Here is a 21,070-nt window from a genome sequence, read left to right as displayed (position 1 = left end):
AGCGTCAGGCCTTGTTGTCTTCATCGACGCCCACGATGATGCGGGTGTCGCTGAGATATTGGTACGGCGGAACTTCGAGATTATCGGGAGCGGGCTTGTTCTTGAAGACCCGGCCAGCCAGGTCGAACGTGGAGCCGTGGCAGGGACAGAGGAATCCGCCTTGCCAGTCCGCGCCCAGCCCGCCGCCGCCGCCCGTTTCGAAGTGCGAAGTCGGCGAGCAACCCAGATGGGTGCAGATGCCGACGCAGACGAAGAGCTCGGGCTTGCGCGAGCGGCCTTCGTTTTCGGCGTATGCGGGGGTAAAGCCGGGTCGTTTGGAATGAGGATCGGCCAGCAGGGGATCCAGAGTCTTCAGGCCGGCGAGCTGCTCCGGAGAGCGGTGCATGATCCACACCGGCTTGCCGCGCCATTCGACCGTCTTCATGGTGCCGACGGGAATATCGCCGACATCCACTTCAACGGGGGCTCCCGCCGCGCGGGCTTTTTCGGAGGGAGAAAACGTGCTCACAAGCGGCACTGCCGTTGCGACACCTGCTACGCCACCCACAGCACAGGCGGTGGTAACCCAGAAACGTCGCGAAGGATCAGGTGGCAGGTTGGGATCAACCGCACCGTCATCGTCATGCACCAGCGTATCCTGACTCATCTTCCTATCCTTGTTGATGCGCCCGCTCTACGAGTAGCATCACTTCTGCGGCATCGGGTTCGCGGGAATATGTAACAACATAGCAACCGCGTATTATAGCGCCAGCCCAATGGGGGGCGTATCACGAATGGAGTGCTTTTATGAGCAAAGCGACTGGTTTCGTCAAAGAATTCCGAGATTTCGCTGTAAAAGGCAACGCGGTTGACTTGGCTGTCGGTGTGATCATCGGCGCGGCATTCGGCAGGATTGTCGATTCCTTGGTCAGGGACATCGTTATGCCGCTGGTCAATTTCGTGCTTGGCGGTTCGGTCGATTTCTCGAACAAGTTCTTCGTCCTGTCGATGCCGGCCGGCTACAACGGCCCCATGACGTTCGCCGAGCTCACCAAGGCGGGCGCCAACGTATTCGCGTGGGGCAACTTCGTCACCATCATCATCAACTTCGTGTTGCTGGCGTTCGTGATCTTCTGGATGGTCAAGGCCATCTACAAGGCCCGCAACAAGGCTGAAGCGGCGCCGGCCGCAACGCCCGAAGACGTGGCGCTGCTGCGCGAAATCCGCGACTTGCTCAAGAAGCAATAAAAAAGCGCCCTTCGGGGCGCTTTTTTTTGCCTTGCAAGGCAGGAAGCTCGCGTAGCGAGCGCACCGTGGGGGCCCCTTTTTCCGCCGGGCCGCCCCAAGGAAAAAGAGCCCCCTTGGGGGGCAGGAAGCTCGCGTAGCGAGCGCACCGTGGGGGCCCCTTTTTCCGCCGGGCCGCCCCAAGGAAAAAGAGCCCCCTTGGGGGGCAGGAAGCTCGCGTAGCGAGCGCACCGTGGGGGCCCTTTCCCCTTCCTTTTCAGGCGGGATTGTCGATGTCCACGAACTCGACCTTGATGCCGAACTGCTCGGCCACGGCCTGGCCTAGCGCCTGGACACCGTAGCGCTCGGTCGCGTGGTGGCCCGCGGCGATGAAGCCCACGCCGGTCTCGCGCGCCATGTGGACGGTGGATTCCGATACTTCGCCCGTGATGTAGGCGCTGGCGCCCGCATCGACAGCGTCGCCCAGCATGCCTTGCGCGCCGCCCGTGCACCAGGCGACCTGCGCCAGCGGCTGGTCGGGGTCGCCCACGACCAGAGGCTGCCGGCCCAGGCGCTGGGCCACCCGCTCGCCAAGCTGGCCCAGGGTTTGCAGGCCGGTGGCCTCGCCCAGCCAGATCAGGTTGTCCTGCCCGCAGGTGAGTGGCGAGCCATCATCGCGCCGCGCCGGGGACAAGCCCAGCACGCGCGCCAGCTGGGCGTTGTTCCCCAGCGTCGGATGCGCGTCCAGCGGCAGATGGTAGGCGTACAGATTCAGGTCGTTCTTCAGGGTCAGGGCCATGCGGGTGCGGCGCGTGCCGATGACGCGGCGGTCCTCGTTGCGCCAGAGCCAGCCGTGATGCACCAGCACCGCATCCGCGCCACGCTCGACCGCCGTGCGCAGCAATGCTTCGCTGGCCGTGACACCGGTGATAATGTGTCCGACTTCGGATCGGCCTTCCACCTGCATCCCGTTGGGACAGTAGTCCTTGAAGCGGGCCGCTTGCAGGGTGTCGTCCAGCCAGCTGGCCAGGACGTGGGAGTCCACTTTACTCATTGCTAGTCCTATCAGAAACATGCGCCGATATTGGCTGATATTTGCTCAGGCCGTCACGGTCTGCCTGGCTATTCTATTCGTGGTCACGACCTTGCGGCCCGACCTGCTGCGTCTGGCCGGTCCGGCCACAGCCCCGCAAGCCGCGGTGGCCGCCGCGGGTTCGCCCGCAGGGAACAATATGGGGGCGGTGTCCTACGCGGACGGCGTGGCTCGCGCGGCGCCCTCGGTCGTCAATGTATTCACCACCAAGCACGTGAACGTGCCGCTGATTCCGCTGCCCGATGACCCGGTGCTGCGCCAGCTTTTCGGACAGGTGCCCGGCGTGAGCCGGCGCGAAGCCTCGACCAGCCTGGGTTCCGGGGTGATCGTGAATCAGGACGGCTATGTGCTGACCAATTATCACGTGGTGCAGGCCGCCGACGCGATCGAGGTGGCGCTCAAGGACGGCCGCCGCGACACCGCCAAGGTGGTGGGCGCGGACCCGGACACCGACCTGGCGGTGCTGAAGCTGGCGACGCTGCGGTCGCTGCCCGCCGTGACGCTGGCGTCCGACCGGGGCTTGCGCGTGGGCGATGTGGTGCTGGCCATCGGCAATCCGTTCGGCGTGGGGCAAACCACCACGCAGGGCATCGTGTCGGCGCTCGGCCGCAACGGCCTGGGCCTGAACACCTACGAGAACTTCATCCAGACCGACGCGGCGATCAACCCCGGAAACTCGGGCGGCGCGCTGATCGACGCCCACGGCAACCTGGTGGGCATCAATACCGCCATCTATTCCGAATCAGGGGGATCGATGGGCATCGGCTTCGCCACGCCCATCGAGATCGCGCGCAAGGTCATGGACGAGATCGTCAAGACCGGCGGGGTCAAGCGCGGCTGGCTGGGCGTGGAGCCGCAGGACGTGACGCCGGAACTGGCGCGGGCGTTCGACCTGGCCCGCGACACCACGGGCGTGATCATCGCCGGTGTCATGCGCGACGGCCCGGCCGCGCGAGGCGGCTTGCGCGTGGGCGACATCGTTCAGTCGGTCAATGGCAAGCGGGTGGCGGACACCACAGGTTTGCTGTCGGAAATCGCACAGTTGCCGCCGGGCCAGCGCGCCGCGCTGGGCATATTGCGTTCGGGCAAATCGGTGGAACTGGCGGTGGTGGTGGGCACGCGTCCGGCCAAGCCGCGCTAGGCGGCGCCCTGTTTTTCGATGATCAGGCGCACCACCGTCAGGACCGTTCTCTTGGTGTTGTCGGTCTGTTGGCGCAGCAGCGCGCAGATTTCGGTGCAGTAGCCGTCGCCGTTGCCGCTTGCGCCATCCTGGAGCCAGGGCGCCCCGCCGGGGGCGGAAGTTGGGGATACGCCGTCGGTCAGCCACGGCACGCTGGTGTCCAGCGCTTGCGCCAGGCGCACCAGGGTGCCGCGGGCCGGCGAATAGCGGTGTTCAGGGCGGGTAAGAATGCGATGGATGCAGGACTGCGGCACGCCGGAGATGCGTGCGAGCTGGTTCTGGCTGTGGATGCCGCGCCACCGCATGAGGGTGCGCAGCCGGTGGGCGAGCGACATGACTGCAATGTAGGATTGCAGTCATGCGCGGGCAAGCGTGAACCCGTCCTGCTTTGCGCGGAAGGCCCGGTGGGGCCGCTCCGCGCCTGGCATCAGTGGCGTTCGGTCAGGGAGTCGGAGGCCGCGTCATCCGAGGCGCCCTCCTTGGGCGTGACCATGCGCGCGCAGATCAGGCCGACCTCATAGAGCAGGCACAGCGGCACCGCCAGCATGAACTGGCTGACCACATCGGGCGGCGTGACCACGGCGGCGATGATGAAGGCGCCGACCACCACGTAGCCGCGCGCGGCCTTCAGCTTGGACAGCTCGACCACGCCCATCTTCACCAGCAGCACCACGGCCACGGGCACTTCGAACGTGATGCCGAAGGCCATGAACATCGTCATGACGAAGCTCAGGTAGGCCTCGATGTCCGGCGCCGGCGTGATGGACTGCGGCGCGAACGTGGCGATGAAGTGGAACACCGTGCGGAACACGACGAAATAGCAGAACGCCATGCCCGCGATGAACAGGAAGGTGCTGGACACGATCAGCGGCAGCGCCAGCCGCTTTTCGTGCCGGTACAGCCCGGGCGCCACAAAGGCCCAGGCCTGGTACAGCACCACGGGCAGCGACACGATGAACGCGGCCATCATCGTGACCTTGACGGGCACCATGAACGGCGTGATGACGCCGGTCGCGATCATGCGCGTGCCTTCCGGCAGCGAGGCCAGCATGGGCGCGGCCAGCACGTCATAGATGGCGGAGGCGCCGGGATAGATGAACAGCACGATGAATACGACCACCACGGCGCCGACGGCGCGCAGCAGGCGGGTGCGCAACTCGACCAGATGGGAGATGAAGGTCTCCTGCTGGCCTTCTTCTTGGGATGCGTCCTGGGTCACGAGGGTGTTCCAGAGGGCAAGACGGGCTTGGCGGCAGGCGCGGCGTCGTCAGCCTTGGGCGCGCTGGGCGCCGGGGCGGGTTGTTGGGGGGCGGCTGCCGGCAGATCCAGATCCAGACTGTGGTTCTGGCCAGGCGGGGCGATCGTGCGCGCGGGTTCCGTGGAGGGGTCTCCGACGATGACCGGGGCGGGCTTGCCGCTGGCTTCGCGGGCGACCTCGTCAAGTTCCGCGCGGAACTGCTGCACGGGTTCCTGCAATGAGGCCTGCGTGTCGTTCAGCGATTGCTGCACGCCTTGGGCCGCGTCTTCCATTTCGGTCTTGAACTTGCGCAGTTCGTCGAGTTCGATTTCACGCTGGATATCGGACTTCACGTCATTGACGTAACGCTGCGCGCGCCCGAGCAGGTGGCCGACGGTGCGGGCTACCTTGGGCAGGCGTTCGGGGCCGATGACGATCAGGGCGACGACGCCGATCACCATCAGTTCAGTGAGGCTGACATCAAACATTCGACGGCCGCTCGGGAATTGAAGCAATAAGGGCCGGCCCTTTCAGGGCAGGCCCGGGGGGCGAGCAGGCGCTCAGGAGTTGGTTTTTTCCTTGGCCTGCACGTCGATGGTCTCGCCGGCGACGCGCTGCTGCGCAATCGGTTCAGCGGCTTTTTCGCCGTTGGCGTCCTTCATGCCTTCCTTGAAGCCCTTGACGGCGCCACCGAGGTCCGAGCCGATATTGCGCAGCTTCTTGGTGCCGAAAATCAGAGCAACGATGACCAGAACGACCAACCAATGCCAAATGCTGAAACTACCCATGATGTTTCTCCGAATTACGCAGTGGGGGCCACGCGTCCTTTCCAGGGTCGCGAGCCGCCGATGATGTGGAAATGCAGATGCGGGACTTCCTGGCCGCCTTCGACGCCAGAATTGATCATGATGCGAAATCCGCCATCAGGGCCCGGACGGCAACCGTTCTCGGCGGCAAGCCGCGGCGCCAACGACATCATTCTACCCAACCAACCTGCGTCCTCGCCCGTAATATCCTGCATGGATATGACATGACGTCGTGGGATCAGCAGTAAATGCACCGGCGCGGCCGGATTGATATCGTGAAATGCAACAAAGTCCTCGTCTTCGAAGACCTTCTTGGACGGAATGTCGCCAGCGGCGATCTTGCAAAAAAGACAGTTGTCGCTCATTTCTTCGGGTTCCGTGGTCAGTCTTGCGGGCGGCTGGCCTTTTCCGCCAGGCCCGACAGGCCTTCGCGGCGGGCGAGTTCGGCCAGCACGTCTTCGGGTCGCAGGTTGAAATGCGTCAGCGCGACCAGGCAGTGAAACCACAAATCGGCGGTTTCGCTGACGATGCGGTCCGGCACGCCGTCCTTGGCGGCCATCACCAGTTCCGTGGCCTCTTCCCCGATCTTCTTCAGGAAGGAGTCGGGGCCCTTAGCCAGCAGCTTGGCGGAATAGGATGCCTTGGGATCGCCGCCGTTTTCAGGACGCCGGGTTTCCAGGGTGTCTGCGATGCGGGCCAGGATGTCGGCCGCGCTCAGGGCTTGATCGGTCATTTGTAGATGAGCTCGGGGTCTTTGAGCACAGGGTCCACCGTGACCCAGGAGGCCTGGTCGGTCTGGCCTTCCAGGCGGCGGTAAAAGCAGCTTGCGCGCCCGGTATGGCAGGCGATGCCGCCTTCCTGGTGGACTTTCAGCAGGATCACGTCGCCGTCGCAATCGAGGCGCAGTTCATGCACTTCCTGGACGTGGCCGGATTCCTCGCCTTTGCGCCACAGCCGCTGGCGCGAGCGCGACCAGTAGACCGCGCGTCCGGTGGCGGCGGTTTCGGCCAGCGATTCGCGGTTCATCCAGGCCACCATCATGATCTGGCCGTTCTCGGCGTCTTGGGCGATGGCGGGGATCAGGCCGTTTTCGTCGAAGACGACGTCGGCCATCCAGGTAGGTTCGGTGCTCATATTCAGTCCAATCGTACTGCGATGCCCTGTTCGGCCATGAAGCGCTTGCACTCGCCGACGGTATGCTGGCCAAAATGGAAGATGCTGGCGGCCAGCACCGCGCTGGCGCGCCCGGCGGTGACGCCGTCGGCCAGATGCTGCAGCGTGCCCACGCCGCCAGAGGCGATGACGGGCACCGGCACGGCGTCGGACACGGTGCGGGTCAGTTCCAGGTCGAAACCGGACTTGGTGCCGTCGCGGTCCATGCTGGTCAGGAGGATCTCGCCTGCGCCGTAGGCGGCCATGCGGCGCGCCCAGGCCACGGCGTCCAGCCCGGTGGCCTTGCGGCCGCCATGGGTGAAGACTTCCCAGCGCGGAGGTTCGCCCGGGGCCGACACGCGGCGCGCGTCGATGGCCACCACCACGCATTGGGAGCCGTGGTAGTCCGAGGCGGCGCGAACCAGCTCGGGATTGGCCACGGCGGCGCTGTTGATGCTGATCTTGTCGGCGCCGGCGTTCAGCAGGCGCTGGATGTCGGACACCTGGCGCACGCCGCCGCCCACCGTCAGCGGGATGAAGACCTGGGATGCCACCTGCTCGATGATGGGCAGGATCAGGTCGCGGCCGTCGCTGGTGGCGGTGATGTCCAGGAACGTGAGCTCATCGGCGCCCTGCTCGTTGTAGCGCCGGGCGATCTCGACGGGGTCGCCGGCATCAAGCAGGTTGACGAAATTCACGCCCTTGACGACGCGGCCAGCCGTGACGTCAAGGCAGGGGATGATGCGGCGGGTCAGCGCGCTCTGAGTGGGCGCGCCGGCCCCGGGGGTGCTGCTGGAGGTGGTCATTTTGCCAATTCGTCGGCGCGGGCCTGCGCTGCCTGGAAGTCGAGCGTGCCTTCGTAGATGCTGCGGCCCAGGATGGCGCCTTCGACGCCCTCTTCCTCGACGGCGCACAGGGCTTCGATGTCCTGGATGCCGGCGATGCCGCCCGAGGCGTACACGGGGATGCGGACGTGCTGGGCCAGGCGGACCGTGGCTTCGACGTTGACGCCCGACAGCATGCCGTCGCGGCCGATGTCGGTGTAGATGATGGCTTCGCAGCCGTAGTCTTCGAACTTCTTGGCCAGGTCCAGCACGTCGTGGCGGGTCAGCTTGCTCCAGCCGTCGGTGGCGATCTTGCCGTCGCGGGCGTCCAGGCCGACGATGATCTGGCCGGGGAAGGCGCCGCAGGCGTCTTGCAGGAAGCCCGGGTTCTTGACCGCGGCGGTGCCGATGATCACGTAGGAGATGCCGGCGTCGAGATAGCGTTCGATGGTGTCGAGGTCACGGATGCCGCCGCCGATCTGGACGGGGATGTCGTCGCCGACGGCTTCCAGGATCGCCTTGATGGGGGCTTCGTTCTTCGGTTTACCGGCAACGGCGCCGTTCAGGTCGACCAGATGCAGGCGGCGGGCGCCTTGGTCCAGCCAACGGGTGGCCATGGCGGCGGGGTCTTCGGAGAACACCGTTGCATCGTCCAGGTCACCCTGGCGCAGGCGCACGCAGCGCCCGTCTTTGAGATCGATGGCGGGGATCAGCAGCATGGTGGGCAGCAAGAAAAATAGAGAGGTTGAATGGGCTGGCGCGCAGGCTTTGGGCCTACGGTTGCCAGTCTACAAAATTGCGATACAGGCGCAAACCGTGCTCGGCGCTCTTCTCGGGGTGAAACTGCACCGCGAAAATGTTAGCTGCCGCCACCGCGCAGGTAAAGGCGACTCCATAATCGGTTTCACCAACAGTCAGGCCCGGATCAGCCGGATCGGCGTAGTAACTATGGACGAAATAGAAGTGCGAGTCGTCCGGAATGCCGTCCCAGATTGGGTGAGAGCGCGTATGGCGGACTTTGTTCCACCCCATGTGCGGCACTTTGAGCCGTTCGGGGCGGGTATCCACCTGGCCCGCGGCGCCGGTGTCGGCCAGGCAGGCTTCGTCGTCGGCGGGGATCAGGTCCGCGAAGCGCGGGCCGGAAAAGCGGCGCACGACGCCCGGGAACAGACCCAGGCAGGACGTGCCTCCCTCTTCGCTGGCGTCGAACAGCATCTGTTCGCCCACGCATACGCCCAGCAGGGGCTTTTCGCGCGCGGCGCGGACGACGGCTTCGCGCAGGCCGGATTCGTTCAGGGTGCGCATGCAGTCCGCCATCGCTCCCTGGCCCGGAAACACCACGCGGTCGGCCGCGGCGATGTCTTGGGGCTGGTTGCAGATGCGGATATCCGCGTCGGGCGCGGCGAATTTCAGGGCGCGTGCGACGGAGTGGAAATTACCCATTCCATAGTCGACGATGGCGATAGTGGTCACTTCGGTCTGCCTGGTGCGGTGCGGTGTTGATTGCGTACGTTACAGCACGCCCTTGGTGGAGGGCACGACGTCGCCCATGCGGGGATCGACTTCCATGGCCATGCGCAGCGCGCGGCCACAGGCCTTGAAGACCGTTTCCGCCTGATGGTGGGCGTTGAAGCCGCGCAGATTGTCGATGTGCAGCGTGATGAGCGCGTGGTTGACCAGGCCCTGGAAGAACTCGCGGGTCAGGTCCACGTCGAAACTGCCGATGTGGGAGCGGGTGAAGGGGATGTGGTATTCCAGGCCGGGGCGGCCCGAGAAGTCCACCACCACGCGCGACAGCGCTTCGTCCAGTGGCACGTAGGCGTGGCCATAGCGGCGCAGGCCGGCCTTGGTGCCGACGGCCTTGGCGATGGCCATGCCGAGCGTGATGCCGACGTCTTCCACCGTGTGATGCGCATCGATGTGCAGGTCGCCCTCGGCCTTGATGTCCAGGTCGATCAGGCCGTGGCGCGCGATCTGGTCCAGCATGTGGTCCAGGAAGGGCACGCCCGTGTCTATCGTCTGCTTGCCGGTGCCGTCGATGTTGATGGCCACGCGGATGCGGGTTTCATTGGTGTTGCGGGTGATTTCTGCGGTACGCATGTTAAGCACTCAAAATCTCTTGCAGGGCGGATAGCAAGGCGGCGTTCTCGGCCGGGGCGCCCACCGAGATGCGCAGGCAGTTTGCCAGGAGCGGATGGGCGTTGGAGAAGTTGCGAATCAATATTTTGCGCGTTTTCAGCGCAAGATGCACGGCGTTGCCATCCAGCTTGCCGGAAAAGCGGGCGAGTACGAAGTTGGCGGCGGAGGGGAATACCCTGACGCCGGGCAGTTCGGCCAGGGCGGCCGCCAGCGGCGCGCGGTCGGCGCGCAGCCTTGCGGCCTGCTCGTCCAGCACGGACTTGTGGCGCAGCACGGCCAGGAGCGTCGCCTGGGTCAGCACGTTCAGGTTGTAGGGCGGGCGGACCTTGTTCAGTTCGGCGATCCAGCCGGGATGGCCGGCCAGGTAGCCGAAACGCAGGCCCGCAAGGCCGATCTTGGACACCGTGCGCATGACGACCACATTGGGCGCATCGAGCACCCGCGGCATCCAGGTGTAGTCGGCGAACGGTTGATAGGCCTCGTCCAGCACCACCAGCCCCGGGGCGGCGCGGACGATCGCGTCCACGTCTTCGACGGACCACAGTCCGCCGGTGGGGTTGTTCGGCGCGGCCAGGAACACCAGCTTGGGCTGGTGCTCGTGGATGGCCGCCAGCATGGCCGGCAAATCCAGCGTCAGGTCCTCGGTCAGCGGCACGCCGACAAAGCGGGCGTGGTCGAAGCGGGCCGCCATGTCGAAGTAGACGAACGAGGGCCAGGGCGACAGCACCACGTCGCCGGGGCTGCAGCAGGCCTGCACCATGATGTGGATGAGCTCGTCCGAGCCGTTGCCGAACAGCACGTCGGCCGCGTCCGGCACGCCGAAGGCCGCCTTGACGGCCTCTTGCAGCCCGGACAGGTCGGCGGACGGATAGCGGTTCAGCGCGGTGTCGCGGACGGCGCGCGCGATATCTTCCCGGACGGCCTCGGGCAGCTCGTAGGGGCATTCCATCGCGTCCAGCTTGATGCAGCCTTCGGCATGGGCGACGGGATAGGCGGCCAGTTCGAGGATGTCGGGCCGCACGGTGCCCGCGATGCGGCCGGCGACGCTTGCCGCCGGGACCGCGCTCATGGCTTGTCGACCCGGTACTGGGCGCTGGCGGCGTGCGCCTGCAGGCCCTCGCCCAGCGCCAGCTCGGCGGCGATGCGGCCCAGCGTCTGGGCGCCCGCATGCGAGACCTGGATCAGGCTGGAACGCTTCTGGAAGTCATAGACGCCCAGCGGCGACGAGAACCTGGCCGTGCGCGAAGTGGGCAGCACGTGGTTCGGTCCGGCGCAGTAGTCGCCCAGGGCCTCGGAACTGAAACGTCCCATGAAGATGGCGCCGGCGTGGCGGATCCTGGCGGTCCAGATCTCGGGCTGTTCCGTGGAGATCTCCAGGTGTTCCGGCGCGATGTCGTTGGCGATCTGGCAGGCTTCTTCCAGGCTCTGGACCTGGATCAGCGCGCCGCGGTTGGCCAGGCTGACCCGCAGGATGTCGGCGCGCGGCATCGTGGGCAGGAGGCGGGCGATGGACGCCTCGACTTCGGCGATGAAGGCCGCGTCCGGGCAGAGCAGGATGGACTGCGCGAGTTCGTCGTGTTCCGCTTGCGAAAAAAGGTCCATGGCGATCCAGTCGGCCGGCGTCTTGCCGTCGCAGATGACCAGGATTTCGCTCGGGCCGGCGATCATGTCGATGCCGACCACGCCGAACACGCGGCGCTTGGCCGCGGCGACGTAGGCGTTGCCCGGACCGACGATCTTGTCCACGGCGGGCACGGTGTCCGTGCCATAGGCCAGCGCGCCCACGGCCTGCGCTCCGCCGATGGCGAACACGCGGTCCACGCCGCCGATGGCGGCGGCCGCCAGCACGATGGGGTTGCGCACGCCGTCGGGCGTGGGCGTGACCATGACCAGTTCCTGCACCCCCGCGACCTTGGCCGGGATGGCGTTCATCAGCACCGACGACGGGTAGGCGGCCTTGCCGCCGGGCACATAGAGGCCCACGCGGTCCAGCGGGGTCACCTGCTGGCCCAGCATGGTGCCGTCGGCTTCCGTGTAGGTCCAGGTCTCGGCGCGCTGGCGCTCGTGGTAGCCGCGCACGCGGTCGGCGGCGGCTTCCAGGGCGTTGCGCTGGGCGGCGGGCAGCGTGGCCAGGGCCGCATGCCAATCCGCCTTGGGGATCTCCAGCGTATGGGCCGATGCGCCGGGCATGCGGTCGAAACGCTGCGTGTATTCCACCAGCGCGGCGTCGCCGCGGGTGCGCACGTCGGCCAGGATGCTGGCGGCGGCGCGGTCGATGGACTCGTCCTCGGCGGCCTCGAAGGCCAGCAGTTTGGACAGGGCGGATTTGAATCCGGGATCGCGGGAGTCGAGACGATTGATCAGGGCCATGGCGTCATGGAGCAAAGCAGGTAACGGCCGCCGCGACGAGCGCGGCGGGCGGGGGTCAGGCGTTGCGGGAGGCGGCTCTTTCGAAGGCGTCCAGCAGCGGTTGCAGGCGGTCGCCGCGGGTTTTCAGCGCGGCCTGGTTGACGATCAGGCGCGATGAGATCGGCATGACGTCTTCCACTGCGACCAGGTCGTTGGCGCGCAGCGTGCCGCCGGTGGACACCAGGTCCACGATGCAGTCGGCCAGGCCGACCAGCGGCGCCAGCTCCATCGAACCATACAGCTTGATGATGTCCACGTACACACCCTTGGCCGCGAAGTGTTCACGGGCTGATTGCACGTACTTGGTGGCCACGCGCAGGCGCGCGCCCTGGTGGACGGCGGCGTCATAGTCGAAGCCCTTGCGCACCGCCACGGCCAGTCGGCACTTCGCGATGTTCAGGTCGATGGGCTGGTACAGGCCGCCGGGTTGCTCCTTGGCATGCTCGATGAGCACGTCCTTGCCCGCGATGCCCAGGTCCGCCGCGCCGTACTGCACATAGGTGGGCACGTCGGAGGCGCGCACGATGATCAGGCGCAGGCCGGGGTCGCTGGTGGGCAGGATGAGCTTGCGCGAGCTTTCCGGATTCTCGGGCACTTCGATGCCGGCTTCCGCCAGCAGCGGCATGGTTTCTTCAAAGATCCGGCCCTTGGACAGGGCCAGGGTCAGGGGAGTGATGGGGGCATTGCTCATGCCTGTTCCTTGCCGGTAACGCGTTGGATGTTCGCGCCGAGGGCGCGCAGTTTCACTTCCATCTGGTCGTAGCCGCGATCCAGGTGATAGATGCGGTCGACCAGCGTTTCGCCATCGGCGGCCAGGCCGGCGATGACCAGGCTGGCCGATGCGCGCAGATCGGTGGCCATGACGGTGGCGCCTGACAGGCTGGGCACGCCGCGCACGATGGCGGTGTGGCCGTCGATGTCGATCTGGGCGCCCATGCGTCGCAGTTCCTGCACGTGCATGTAGCGGTTTTCGAAGATGGTCTCGACGATGACGGACGTGCCGTCGGCCACGGCGTCCAGCGCCATGAGCTGGGCCTGCATGTCGGTGGCGAAACCGGGGTACTCGTGGGTGCGGAAACCCACGGCCTTGGGTCGACCGGACATGGCGCCGCGGATCCAGTCGGGGCCGGTCTCGATGGTCAGGCCGGCTTCGGCCAGCTTGTCCAGGGTGGCGCCCAGGATGTGGGCGTCGACGTTCTTCAGCAGGATGTCCCCGCCGGCCGCACCCACCGCGCACAGGAAGGTGCCGGCTTCGATGCGGTCGGAGATGACGCGGTGTTCGGCGCCGTGCAGGCGGTCCACGCCGTCGATGACGATCCGGTCGGTGCCGTGGCCCTGGATGCGGGCGCCCATCTTGATGAGCAGCTCCGCCAGGTCCACCACTTCGGGCTCGCGCGCGGCGTTCTCCAGCACGGTCTGGCCTTCGGCCAGCACGGCGGCCATCAGCAGGTTCTCGGTCCCGGTGACCGTGACCATGTCGGTGCGGATGGAGGCGCCCTTCAGGCGCTTGGCGCGCGCCACCACGAAACCGTGCTCGATGCTGATCTCGGCGCCCAGCGCGGCCAGGCCCTTGATGTGCTGGTCGACGGGCCGCTGGCCGATGGTGCAGCCGCCCGGCAGGCTCACGCGGGCCTCGCCGAAGCGCGCGAGCAGCGGGCCCAGCACCAGGATCGACGCGCGCATGGTCTTGACCAGATCGTACGGCGCTTCCAGGTTGTCGACCTGGTTCGCCTGCAGCGTGACCACGCCGTCGCCGCCGCGTTCGGCGCGCATGCCCATGCGGCCCAGGAGGCGCAGCATGGTGCCCGTGTCGTTCAGGTGGGGCACGTTGGAGAGGGTCAACGCGTCGGCGGTCAGCAGGCCCGCGCACAGGATTGGCAGGGCCGAGTTCTTGGCCCCGGAAATCGAAATCTCGCCGTGCAGCCGGGCGCCGCCGGTGATGCGTAGTTTGTCCATTACTCGCCTGCTTGCTGGTATTCGCCTGGGGTCAAGGTACGCATCGAAAGCGCGTGGATCTCGGCCTTCATGCGGTCGCCCAGCGCGGCGTAGACGAGTTGATGGCGCTGGATCAGGCGCTTTCCTTCAAAGGCGGTGCTGACGATGACGGCGTCAAAGTGCGAGCCATCGCCTTGCACGTCGAGGTGTTCACAGGGCAGGCCGTCCGCGATGTATTGGCGGACTTGCTCGGGAGTGGGAAGCATGGACGTCAGTTCCTGAGTTTGTAGCCGCTGGCCAGAAGCCGCAGCGCATAAGTCGATAGCGCAAGGAACACCCCCGTCACCACTGCCAGGCTGCGCCAGGGGGAGACGTCCGACACCGAGAAGAACCCGTAGCGGAATCCGTCGATGGTGTAGAAGATGGGGTTCCAGTGCGACACGCTTTGCCAGAAAGGCGGCAGCGTATGGATGGAATAGAACACGCCGGACAGGAAGGTCGCCGGCATGATCAGGAAGTTCTGGAAGGCCGCGAGCTGGTCGAATTTCTCGGACCACAGGCCCGCGATCAGGCCCAGCACGCCCATGATGCCGCAGGCCAGCACGGCAAATACCAGGACCCACAGCGGATGGGTGGGGGTCAGCGACACGAAGAACAGCGCCACCGCCCACACGCACAGGCCGACCGCCAGGCCGCGGGCGATCGCGGCCAGCACGTAGGCGCCGAAGATGTCCCGGTGCGACAGCGGCGGCAGCAGCATGAAGACGAGGTTGCCGGTGATGCGGCTCTGGATGAGCGACGACGACGGGTTGGCGAATGCGTTCTGCAGCATGCTCATCATCATGAGCCCCGGGATCAGGAACGACGTGTAGGGCACGCTCCCGTACACCGTGACGCGTCCTTCCAGGACATGCGCAAAGACCAGCAGGTAAAGCAGCGCCGTGATGACGGGGGCGGCGATGGTCTGGAAGCTGACCTTCCAGAAGCGCAGCAGCTCCTTGCGCAGCAGGGTCGGAAAGCCGGAGCCGGCGTCCAGGCGGGGTTGCACCAGCGGCTGGGAGGAGGTCGCGGTGGACTGGGTCATGACGAGATCTCTTCGGGTTGCAGGGACGGCGCGGCGGGTTCGTCGTCCTGGTGCATGATGCGGACGAACGCGTCTTCGAGGTCCACGCCGCCCACGCGGGCCAGCAGCGCCTGCGTGGTGTCCAGCGCCACGATGCGCCCGCCCTTGAGCATGGCGATGCGGCCGCACAGCGCCTCGGCTTCTTCCAGGTAGTGGGTGGTGAGCATGATGGTGTGGCCGGCCTTGTTCAGGCGCGAGATGAACTCCCACAGCGTGCGGCGCAGGTCCACGTCCACGCCCGCGGTGGGTTCGTCCAGCACGATCACGGGAGGGCGATGCACCAGCGCCTGCGCCACCAGCACGCGGCGCTTCATGCCGCCGGACAGCGCCCGCATGTTGGAGTTGGCCTTGTCCGCCAGGCCCAGGTTGAACAGGATCTCGTCGATCCAGTCGTCGTTCTTGCGCAGGCCGAAATACCCGGACTGGATGCGCAGGGTCTCGCGCACGGTGAAGAAGGGGTCGTAGACCAGCTCCTGCGGCACCACGCCCAAGGCGCGCCGTGCCGACTTGTAGTCGGCCACGACGTCGTATCCACAGACGGTGGCGCGGCCCGATGTCGCATGCGCCAGGCCCGCGAGGATCGAGATCAGCGTGGTCTTGCCCGCGCCGTTCGGCCCGAGCAGGCCGAAGAATTCGCCGTGCTCGATATTCAGGCTGACATTGTCCAGCGCCTGGAAGCCGGGGCCGGGCGTGCGCCCGAGCAGCTTCTGCCAGCCGCGCTGGCGCGGCGAGTAGATCTTGGAGACGTTTTCTAGACTGACGGCAGACATGACGGCGGGAGGTGGCCCGAAAAGAGCGAATTGATCATTATATAAGCGCGCTGCGGCGGCACGCGCCTATGGCCCCAGGGGCCGTGGGGGCGGCGCCGAGATATGTCCCCAAAATAATCGGCCCGGCGGACCCCGAAGGGCGCGCCGGGCCTGTGCAGCCTGGACCAGGGATTTACTGGTTGCGCTGGTTCAGCGCCTGGATCAGGCCGTCGATGCCGTTCTGGTTGATCTGCTGCGCGAACTGGTTGCGGTAGTTCTCGATCAGCCAGATGCCTTCGACGTTCATGTCGTAGATCTTCCAGCCCTGGGCCGTCCTTTCGAGGCGGTAGTCGACGCCCGTCGGCTGGCCGTTGGCCTGGCTGATCAGGGTGCGCACGACGACGTCGTCGGCCTTGGCGTCGCCGCGGAAGGGCAGCGCGCGGACGTTGGTGCTGGCCGTGACGCGCGTCAGCGCGCCGCTGTAGGTGCGCACCAGGGTGCCGCGGAAGGCTTCGGCCAGGGCCGTCTTCTGCTGTTCGGTGGCCTGGCGCCAGTAGCGGCCGGTGGCCAGTCGCGTCGTCTTCTGGAAATTGACGTACGGCAGGATGTGCTCGTTGACGACCTGGTTGATGCGGGCCGTATTGCCGGCCTTGACCGAACCGTCGGCCTTCAGGACATCCAGGGCTTCATTGGCCGTGGCCAGCACGAACTGGTCGGGCGGACCATTGGGGTCCGGCTTGGCCTGCGCGGCCGTGGCGGCCGCCAGGCCCAGAAGGCCCGCGAAAGCCAGACGCTGCAGCAGGGAGGTAAAAGAAAATGACATCAAAACTCCTTCAGTACCGAAAACGCAAGCCCACAGCTTACTTGGTGGCGGGTTGCGGCGCGGGAGCGGCGGGGGCGTCGCCCTCGTCGTCTTCATAGTTGGGCAGCGAGGATTCATCGTCCACACGGTGGCCCAGAACCATTGCGGCGCGGCGCTGCAGATAGGCGTCGCGGATGAAGCTGTACGAATCCAGCGCGACGCGGTCGATCATGTCCGTGGTGTCGAGCAGGTTGGCGCGCGAGTCCACCACGCGCAGTCCCCAAAGCGAGTTGCGCAGGCGGACGTTGTCGATCGCGTCGACACCCATGTAGCCGTACGTCGTGCCGGCGAAGTCGCCCACCAGGCCGGCGCCGTCGCGCACGCTGGACGCGCCGAAGAACGGCAGCACCAGGTACGGACCCTGGCTGAAGCCCCACACGCCCAGCGTGGTGCCGAAGTCGTTCGGGATCTTGCGCGCGCCGTTGGCGGAGGCCACGTCGAAGCAGCCGCCCACGCCCATGGTGGTGTTGAACAGGAAGCGGCCCAGCGTGTTGACGAAGTCGTGGCCGCGGCCTTGCAGGAAGCTGTTGGTGCCCGACCAGAGGTCGCCGACGTTGCTGAAGATGTTGTGGATGCAGCTGCGCACCGGCTGCGGCGTGACAAAGGTGTAGGCCTGCGCAACCGGCTTGAACACCGCGCGATCGACCGTATCGTTGAACTGGTAGACGCCCCGGTTGAAGCCTTCCCAGGGATCGCGCGGGTCCGGGTTCTGCGGAGCGGCGCAGCCAGCCATCAACGCGCCCGCGGCGGCGACAGTGGCGATACGGGAAAGCGCTTTGTTGTTCATGATCAGGGTATCCCTATCAATAATTCTTATCATATTGCGGCCGTGAGACGCAGCATTGTTACGGCGTTTCCTGCAGCGTCTTTAGTCTGGCGATTTCGCGGCGGGCTCCGGCGCGTTCGTGCCCTGCTTCTCCGCCGACCCATACAGGAACTGGCTGATCAGCTGTTCGAGGACAACAGCGCTCTGTGTATAGCGGATTTTTCCGCCCTCGGTAAAGTTCTCTTCTTCGCTGCCGGCGGTCAGGCCCAGGTACTGTTCGCCCAGCAATCCCGAGGTCAGGATGGAGGCCGACGAGTCCTTGGGGAACTGATAAGCCGTCTCCAGGTTGACCGAAACGATGGCCTGGTAGGTCTTGTCGTCGAAGGAAATGCCGGCCACCCGGCCAACCACCACGCCGGCGCTCTTGACCGGCGCGCGCACCTTGAGGCCGCCTACGTTATCGAAGTTGGCCGTCACCGTATAGGTCGGAGCAAAGGAAAAGGTGCTCAAGTTGCCGGCGCGCAACGCCAGGAACGCCAGCGCGACCGCGCCGAGCAATACAAACAGGCCTACCCAGAAGTCGGTTTTTTCGCGTGACATGATCGATCCGTATCAATTTCCAAACATCAAGGCGGTGAGCAGGAAGTCCAGCCCAAGAACCGCCAGGGAGCCCACGACCACGGTGCGGGTGGTGGCGCGGGCAACGCCTTCGGGGGTGGGCTTGGCCTGCCAGCCTTCGTAGAGCGCAACCAGCGTCACGGTGACGCCGAACACCAGGCTCTTGATGACGCCGTTGGCCACGTCCTTCCAGACGTCGACGCCATTTTGCATCTGCGACCAGAAGGCGCCGGCGTCCACGCCGATCATGAGCACGCCCACGACCCAGCCGCCCAGGATGCCCACCGTGGAAAACACCGCCGCCAGGATGGGCATGGCGATGATGCCGCCCCACAGGCGCGGCACGAGCACGCGGCGTATCGGGTCCACGGCCATGACTTCCATGGCCGAGAGTTGTTCGCCGGCCTTCATCAGGCCGATCTCGGCCGTGAGGGAGGTGCCGGCGCGGCCCGCGAACAGCAGCGCCGTGACGACGGGCCCCAGTTCGCGCACCAGCGACAGGGCCACGAGCAGGCCCAGAGCCTCCTCGGAGCCGTAGCGGTTCAGCGTGTAATAGCCCTGCAGGCCCAGCACGAAGCCCACGAACATGCCGGACACGGCAATGATCAGCAGGGAATAATTGCCGATGAAGTGGACCTGCTGCGACACCAGCCGCGGCCGTGACAGCGCAATGCCGCTGCGCGCCAGCAAGGCGCCGAAGAACCGGGTGAAGTAGCCGATGCCGGAGACCAGGGCGCGCACCCAGTGGCCCAGCGCGGCGACGGCGTTATTGGATCCGCTCATGCTTTGCGCCCCTTCTGTTCTGACAGCCACTTCTTGAAAGCGGGCGTTTCGGGGTAATGGAACGCGACGGGGCCGTCGGGTTCGCCCTTGAGGAATTGCTGCACGTAGGGATCTTGCGAGGCCGACAGCGTGTCCGGCGTGCCGGAGGCGGCCAGCTTGCCCTGTCCGACCAGGTAGACCTGGTCGGCGATCGCGAACGATTCGTGCACATCGTGCGTGATCAGCACCGACGCGCAGCCCAGGCGGTCGGCCAGGCTGCGGATCAGGCGGGCGGTGATGCCCAGCGAAATCGGGTCAAGCCCGGCGAAGGGTTCGTCGTACAGGATGAGTTCGGGTTCCAGCACCACGGCGCGGGCCAGCGCCACGCGGCGTGCCATGCCGCCGGAGATCTCGGCCACCCTCAGGTGCGCGGCGGCGCGCAGGCCGACGGCGTCAAGCTTGTCCAGCACGCGTTCGGTGATTTCCGCCTCGCCGAGCCGGGTGTGTTCGCGCAGCGGGAAGGCGACGTTCTCGAATACGTTCAGGTCGGTGAAGAGCGCGCCCTGCTGGAACAGCACGCCCATGCGCTTGCGCAGGGATTGCAATTCGGCCGGCGTGACGCCCGCCACGTCCTGGCCGAATGCCAGCACCCGACCGTGCTGCGCGGTGATCTGGCCGGTGGCCGCCCGCAACAGCGTGGTCTTGCCGGACCCGGAGCCGCCCATGACGGCAACCACCTGGCCCGCTCGAACGTCCATGGAAATGTCGCGCAAGACGGTGAAATCACCGTAGCCTAGCGCCACACCTTCCAGGCGCAGGGCGAATTCCGGGGTGCTGCTTGTTTGAGCGGACATGGGCAACGAAAGGGGTTTTCGGCGATGGAGCTTGCCCTGCTGTCCTGGGGACACGCTGGACAGAGAACCTGGCCGGCGCGTGCAAGACAGGCTGCGTCGGGAAGCGCCCTGTTACTCAGATGCGGGGGGCGGAGGCGGGCCTCGGCTCCCAGCGGCGAGGCGCCATTGTAGCCCGACGCTTTGTAATCACAATCCGATACGCCGTGCGTGGAACAGTGTTTTCGCCCTCGGGAACAATCCGGCAGTCCCGCGCCGCGCTGGCCCGGGCTGCCGGACACCCGCTGGCGGGCGCTCAGCGGCGCGTTTGCGCGGCGGCGGTTTCCCGGGCCAGGCGCTGGACCAGGTTCGCGGTGGTTTCGCGGCGGGCCAACGGGGCGCCCTGGCCCGCCCACAGGGACAGGACATTGATATTGCCGCTCTTTCCGCCGGCCGTGCGCATGGGGCGCGTCAGCGCGTTCTGCAGGGGATAAGGCAGGATGTCCGCCGCGATGGCGTCGGCATCGCGCATGAAGGCGTTGACGATGCCGCGCGCGGGCCGTCCGGAGTATGCCCGGGTGACCCGTGATTGTTCGGAGCGCGAGGCGGGCAGGACCGCCTTGTAGGCGTCGCTGATGCCGGATTCCTCGGTGGTCAGGAAGGCCGTCCCCATTTGCGCCACATCGGCGCCCAGGGCCAGCGCGGCGGCGATGCCGCGGCCGTCCATGATGCCGCCGGAGGCGATGACCGGCACGGATACCGCGTCGGCAATTTGGGGCACCAGGGCCATGGTGCCGATCAGGGACGCGTCGAACCCGTCCAGGAAGGTGCCACGGTGGCCGCCGGCCTCGGCGCCCTGCGCCACGACGGCATCCACGCCGTCCTGCTCCAGGGCGACCGCCTCCCGCACGGTGGTGGCCGTGCCCACGGTCAGGATGCCCAGCTCGCGGCAGCGGGCCAGCACGGCGGCCGGCACCCGGCCGAAGGTGAAGCTGAAGACCGCGGGGCGCACCCGCAGGATGGCGTCGATCTGGCCCGGCAGCGGATCGGCCTGGGGACCGGGGGCCTGGGGGGCGGGCAGGCCCAGTTGCTGGTGATAGCGGGCCAGCAGGGCCAGCATCCGTCCGGCATCGCCCTGCATGGGCTCGTCCGGCACCGAAGCGAAGAGATTGATGGCGAACGGGCGCGGCGTGCGCGCGCGGATCGCGTCCGCCGCGGCCTCGATCTGCTCGGGGCTCATGTAGGCCGCCCCGAGGGATCCCAGGACGCCCGCCTTCGACGCCTCGGATACCAGTTCCACCGTGGTCGCGCCGCCCGCCATGGGCGCCTGGATGATCGGGTGGTCCAGCTTGAGCAGGTCTGTCAGACGGGAAGTCATGGGA

The 21,070-nt window shown here is 66.5% G+C and carries 28 protein-coding genes; 2 read left to right on the top strand and 26 right to left on the bottom strand.

Annotated features, from left to right (window positions below):
* Positions 1 to 4 precede the first annotated feature (4 nt).
* Positions 5 to 646 (bottom strand): ubiquinol-cytochrome c reductase iron-sulfur subunit, encoded by a 642-nt coding sequence (gene petA, locus HLG70_RS20920; RefSeq protein WP_171666312.1) that lies wholly within the window; start codon positions 644 to 646, stop codon positions 5 to 7.
* 140 nt (positions 647 to 786) lie between these two features.
* On the opposite strand from petA, the gene mscL reads away from it, so the two are divergent.
* A complete protein-coding gene (gene mscL / locus HLG70_RS20915; protein WP_171666314.1) occupies positions 787 to 1,227 on the top strand; it encodes a large conductance mechanosensitive channel protein MscL in 441 nt (146 codons plus the stop codon).
* A gap of 253 nt (positions 1,228 to 1,480) precedes the next feature.
* Here the strand turns inward: mscL and HLG70_RS20910 are convergent, their stop codons facing one another.
* Positions 1,481 to 2,257 (bottom strand): Nif3-like dinuclear metal center hexameric protein, encoded by a 777-nt coding sequence (locus tag HLG70_RS20910; protein WP_171666316.1) that lies wholly within the window; start codon positions 2,255 to 2,257, stop codon positions 1,481 to 1,483.
* Between the two features lie 19 nt (positions 2,258 to 2,276).
* Here HLG70_RS20910 and HLG70_RS20905 point away from each other — a divergent pair, with 19 nt between their 5' ends.
* The gene (locus tag HLG70_RS20905) at positions 2,277 to 3,437 is read left to right on the top strand and encodes a trypsin-like peptidase domain-containing protein (protein WP_171666318.1); all 1,161 of its coding nucleotides are present in this window, start codon (positions 2,277 to 2,279) and stop codon (positions 3,435 to 3,437) included.
* Here HLG70_RS20905 and HLG70_RS20900 read toward each other — a convergent pair.
* The 24 genes from HLG70_RS20900 to HLG70_RS20785 all read right to left on the bottom strand — a co-directional run bounded on the left by HLG70_RS20900 (position 3,434) and on the right by HLG70_RS20785 (position 21,066).
* Entirely contained in the window at positions 3,434 to 3,811 is a 378-nt protein-coding gene (locus HLG70_RS20900; RefSeq protein WP_171666320.1) for a helix-turn-helix domain-containing protein, read from the bottom strand. The two genes, HLG70_RS20905 and HLG70_RS20900, sit on opposite strands and share 4 nt — an antisense overlap.
* A gap of 92 nt (positions 3,812 to 3,903) precedes the next feature.
* Complete coding sequence (tatC, locus tag HLG70_RS20895; RefSeq protein ID WP_171666322.1) at positions 3,904 to 4,695, bottom strand: twin-arginine translocase subunit TatC; 792 nt, start codon at positions 4,693 to 4,695, stop codon at positions 3,904 to 3,906.
* Complete coding sequence (tatB, locus tag HLG70_RS20890; RefSeq protein ID WP_171666324.1) at positions 4,692 to 5,201, bottom strand: Sec-independent protein translocase protein TatB; 510 nt, start codon at positions 5,199 to 5,201, stop codon at positions 4,692 to 4,694. Before tatB ends, tatC begins: the two co-directional genes overlap by 4 nt.
* Before the next feature lie 72 nt (positions 5,202 to 5,273).
* On the bottom strand, positions 5,274 to 5,501 hold the full coding sequence (tatA, locus tag HLG70_RS20885) for a Sec-independent protein translocase subunit TatA (RefSeq protein ID WP_171666326.1): 228 nt from the start codon (positions 5,499 to 5,501) through the stop codon (positions 5,274 to 5,276).
* Positions 5,502 to 5,515: 14 nt separating this feature from the next.
* A complete protein-coding gene (locus HLG70_RS20880; protein WP_171666328.1) occupies positions 5,516 to 5,884 on the bottom strand; it encodes a histidine triad nucleotide-binding protein in 369 nt (122 codons plus the stop codon).
* A gap of 17 nt (positions 5,885 to 5,901) precedes the next feature.
* Positions 5,902 to 6,252 carry a phosphoribosyl-ATP diphosphatase gene (locus HLG70_RS20875; RefSeq protein ID WP_057286145.1) on the bottom strand — a complete coding sequence of 117 codons (351 nt, stop codon included), beginning with the start codon at positions 6,250 to 6,252 and terminating at the stop codon, positions 5,902 to 5,904.
* A complete protein-coding gene (hisI, locus tag HLG70_RS20870) occupies positions 6,249 to 6,653 on the bottom strand; it encodes a phosphoribosyl-AMP cyclohydrolase (RefSeq protein ID WP_171666330.1) in 405 nt (134 codons plus the stop codon). Before hisI ends, HLG70_RS20875 begins: the two co-directional genes overlap by 4 nt.
* 2 nt (positions 6,654 to 6,655) lie before the next feature.
* A complete protein-coding gene (hisF, locus tag HLG70_RS20865) occupies positions 6,656 to 7,477 on the bottom strand; it encodes an imidazole glycerol phosphate synthase subunit HisF (protein WP_171666332.1) in 822 nt (273 codons plus the stop codon).
* Complete coding sequence (hisA, locus tag HLG70_RS20860) at positions 7,474 to 8,214, bottom strand: 1-(5-phosphoribosyl)-5-[(5-phosphoribosylamino)methylideneamino]imidazole-4-carboxamide isomerase (RefSeq protein WP_046805342.1); 741 nt, start codon at positions 8,212 to 8,214, stop codon at positions 7,474 to 7,476. The genes hisF and hisA overlap by 4 nt, the downstream gene beginning before the upstream one ends.
* Before the next feature lie 55 nt (positions 8,215 to 8,269).
* A complete protein-coding gene (gene hisH, locus HLG70_RS20855; RefSeq protein ID WP_171666334.1) occupies positions 8,270 to 8,968 on the bottom strand; it encodes an imidazole glycerol phosphate synthase subunit HisH in 699 nt (232 codons plus the stop codon).
* 39 nt (positions 8,969 to 9,007) lie between these two features.
* Positions 9,008 to 9,595: an imidazoleglycerol-phosphate dehydratase HisB gene (gene hisB / locus HLG70_RS20850; RefSeq protein WP_171666336.1), complete on the bottom strand. Its 588-nt coding sequence runs from the start codon at positions 9,593 to 9,595 to the stop codon at positions 9,008 to 9,010.
* A gap of 1 nt (position 9,596) precedes the next feature.
* Positions 9,597 to 10,703 carry a histidinol-phosphate transaminase gene (hisC, locus tag HLG70_RS20845; protein ID WP_171666338.1) on the bottom strand — a complete coding sequence of 369 codons (1,107 nt, stop codon included), beginning with the start codon at positions 10,701 to 10,703 and terminating at the stop codon, positions 9,597 to 9,599.
* Positions 10,700 to 12,004: a histidinol dehydrogenase gene (gene hisD, locus HLG70_RS20840; protein ID WP_171666340.1), complete on the bottom strand. Its 1,305-nt coding sequence runs from the start codon at positions 12,002 to 12,004 to the stop codon at positions 10,700 to 10,702. The genes hisC and hisD overlap by 4 nt, the downstream gene beginning before the upstream one ends.
* Positions 12,005 to 12,059: 55 nt before the next feature.
* Positions 12,060 to 12,734 carry an ATP phosphoribosyltransferase gene (hisG, locus tag HLG70_RS20835; protein WP_171666341.1) on the bottom strand — a complete coding sequence of 225 codons (675 nt, stop codon included), beginning with the start codon at positions 12,732 to 12,734 and terminating at the stop codon, positions 12,060 to 12,062.
* The gene (gene murA / locus HLG70_RS20830; protein ID WP_171666343.1) at positions 12,731 to 13,999 is read right to left on the bottom strand and encodes a UDP-N-acetylglucosamine 1-carboxyvinyltransferase; all 1,269 of its coding nucleotides are present in this window, start codon (positions 13,997 to 13,999) and stop codon (positions 12,731 to 12,733) included. The genes hisG and murA overlap by 4 nt, the downstream gene beginning before the upstream one ends.
* Complete coding sequence (locus HLG70_RS20825; RefSeq protein WP_171666345.1) at positions 13,999 to 14,244, bottom strand: BolA family protein; 246 nt, start codon at positions 14,242 to 14,244, stop codon at positions 13,999 to 14,001. Before HLG70_RS20825 ends, murA begins: the two co-directional genes overlap by 1 nt.
* A 5-nt stretch (positions 14,245 to 14,249) precedes the next feature.
* Positions 14,250 to 15,062 carry an ABC transporter permease gene (locus HLG70_RS20820; protein WP_171666347.1) on the bottom strand — a complete coding sequence of 271 codons (813 nt, stop codon included), beginning with the start codon at positions 15,060 to 15,062 and terminating at the stop codon, positions 14,250 to 14,252.
* Positions 15,059 to 15,871 (bottom strand): ABC transporter ATP-binding protein, encoded by an 813-nt coding sequence (locus tag HLG70_RS20815; protein ID WP_171666349.1) that lies wholly within the window; start codon positions 15,869 to 15,871, stop codon positions 15,059 to 15,061. Before HLG70_RS20815 ends, HLG70_RS20820 begins: the two co-directional genes overlap by 4 nt.
* A gap of 172 nt (positions 15,872 to 16,043) precedes the next feature.
* Positions 16,044 to 16,673 (bottom strand): MlaC/ttg2D family ABC transporter substrate-binding protein, encoded by a 630-nt coding sequence (locus HLG70_RS20810; protein WP_171666351.1) that lies wholly within the window; start codon positions 16,671 to 16,673, stop codon positions 16,044 to 16,046.
* Positions 16,674 to 16,710: 37 nt separating this feature from the next.
* Entirely contained in the window at positions 16,711 to 17,499 is a 789-nt protein-coding gene (locus tag HLG70_RS20805) for an MlaA family lipoprotein (RefSeq protein ID WP_171666353.1), read from the bottom strand.
* A gap of 81 nt (positions 17,500 to 17,580) precedes the next feature.
* A complete protein-coding gene (gene mlaD, locus HLG70_RS20800) occupies positions 17,581 to 18,078 on the bottom strand; it encodes an outer membrane lipid asymmetry maintenance protein MlaD (RefSeq protein ID WP_171666355.1) in 498 nt (165 codons plus the stop codon).
* A 12-nt stretch (positions 18,079 to 18,090) separates the two neighbouring features.
* The gene (gene mlaE, locus HLG70_RS20795) at positions 18,091 to 18,879 is read right to left on the bottom strand and encodes a lipid asymmetry maintenance ABC transporter permease subunit MlaE (protein WP_171666357.1); all 789 of its coding nucleotides are present in this window, start codon (positions 18,877 to 18,879) and stop codon (positions 18,091 to 18,093) included.
* Complete coding sequence (locus tag HLG70_RS20790; protein ID WP_171666359.1) at positions 18,876 to 19,712, bottom strand: ABC transporter ATP-binding protein; 837 nt, start codon at positions 19,710 to 19,712, stop codon at positions 18,876 to 18,878. Before HLG70_RS20790 ends, mlaE begins: the two co-directional genes overlap by 4 nt.
* 292 nt (positions 19,713 to 20,004) lie before the next feature.
* Positions 20,005 to 21,066, bottom strand: a complete 1,062-nt coding sequence (locus HLG70_RS20785) for an NAD(P)H-dependent flavin oxidoreductase (protein WP_171666361.1) — start codon at positions 21,064 to 21,066, stop codon at positions 20,005 to 20,007.
* Positions 21,067 to 21,070 lie beyond the last annotated feature (4 nt).

Origin of the sequence: Achromobacter deleyi (assembly GCF_013116765.2) — a bacterium.
Classification (GTDB): domain Bacteria; phylum Pseudomonadota; class Gammaproteobacteria; order Burkholderiales; family Burkholderiaceae_B; genus Achromobacter; species Achromobacter deleyi_A.
The sequence above is the reverse complement of the archived record's forward strand: the minus strand, read 5'-3'. Positions and strand labels throughout refer to the sequence as shown.